General features: G+C 55.4%; 1 protein-coding gene, 3 tRNA genes and 1 rRNA gene. All 5 read right to left on the bottom strand.

Features of this window, described 5'->3' with window-relative positions:
• Nucleotides 1–411, bottom strand: a 411-nt coding sequence (locus BSU04_RS22210; RefSeq protein WP_144021311.1) for a GTP-binding protein, incomplete at its 3' end; no start/stop codon positions are given.
• Nucleotides 412–477: 66 nt separating this feature from the next.
• A tRNA-Thr gene (locus tag BSU04_RS22205) sits at nucleotides 478–552 on the bottom strand.
• A gap of 12 nt (nucleotides 553–564) precedes the next feature.
• A tRNA-Gly gene (locus BSU04_RS22200) sits at nucleotides 565–638 on the bottom strand.
• 36 nt (nucleotides 639–674) lie between these two features.
• Nucleotides 675–760, bottom strand: a tRNA-Tyr gene (locus BSU04_RS22195).
• Nucleotides 761–922: 162 nt separating this feature from the next.
• A 5S ribosomal RNA gene (gene rrf / locus BSU04_RS22190) occupies nucleotides 923–1035 on the bottom strand.
• Nucleotides 1036–1190 lie beyond the last annotated feature (155 nt).

Raw genomic sequence — 1190 nt, 5'->3', positions numbered from 1 at the left:
CTTGTTCAGGAACACGATGATGTACGGCACGCCAACCTGGCGAGCCAACAGAATGTGCTCACGCGTTTGCGGCATCGGACCGTCTGCGGCCGAACACACCAGGATCGCGCCGTCCATCTGCGCTGCGCCCGTGATCATGTTCTTCACATAGTCAGCGTGGCCCGGGCAGTCAACGTGTGCGTAATGGCGATTCGCCGTTTCGTACTCGACGTGTGCCGTGTTGATCGTAATGCCACGTGCCTTCTCTTCCGGCGCCGCATCGATCTGGTCATACGCCTTTGCTTCGCCGCCAAACTTCTTCGACAACACCGTCGCGATTGCTGCCGTTAGCGTGGTCTTGCCATGGTCGACGTGACCAATCGTGCCTACGTTGACGTGCGGCTTGGTCCGTTCGAATTTACCTTTTGCCATTTTCGACTCCTAACAGGAATTTTTCCGTACCTTGCGCCGCGCGCAAACAGTGTGGACTAGTGTTGCTGGTGCCCATGAGCAGGATCGAACTGCTGACCTCTCCCTTACCAAGGGAGTGCTCTACCACTGAGCCACATGGGCGGACCTTGATGCTGGAGCGGGTGAAGGGAATCGAACCCTCGTCATAAGCTTGGAAGGCTTCTGCTCTACCATTGAGCTACACCCGCTTGGGTCTAACGATTCCCGACGCTTGCTACATGTTCTGGTGGAGGAGGCTGGATTCGAACCAGCGTAGGCGTAAGCCAACAGATTTACAGTCTGCCCCCTTTAGCCACTCGGGCACCCCTCCGCAGAGAACTGACGATTATGGGGGAACATCGCTGTCGTGTCAAGCCTCCAGCGGGTCCAACATAATCGATGCCTCTCACTTATAGGTGTTCAGGAACGCAAAAACCCCACCTTTATGGGGTGGGGTTTTTGTTTAGCTGCGATGCAATGCAGCGCATGAGGAGCCTGACGATTACCTACTTTCACACGGGTATCCGCACTATCATTGGCGTGGAGTCGTTTCACGGTCCTGTTCGGGATGGGAAGGGGTGGGACCAACTCGCTATGGTCATCAGGCATAAAGGGGGTGTTGTATCGCTTGGGGGCGCTACAACCAATCTGGGGAAGAAGTAGTCGAGTTCACCGGGGTGTTTAAGCCCGAGCGCCTCGTTGTTACTGGATTGTGTTTGTTACTTGGCACAACATGATCTCAACCTAGGCGTGTGCTTAAG

This window comes from Caballeronia sordidicola (assembly GCF_002220365.1).
Taxonomy (GTDB): Bacteria; Pseudomonadota; Gammaproteobacteria; order Burkholderiales; family Burkholderiaceae; genus Caballeronia; species Caballeronia sordidicola_C.
This window is presented reverse-complemented; position numbering and strand designations above follow the sequence as displayed.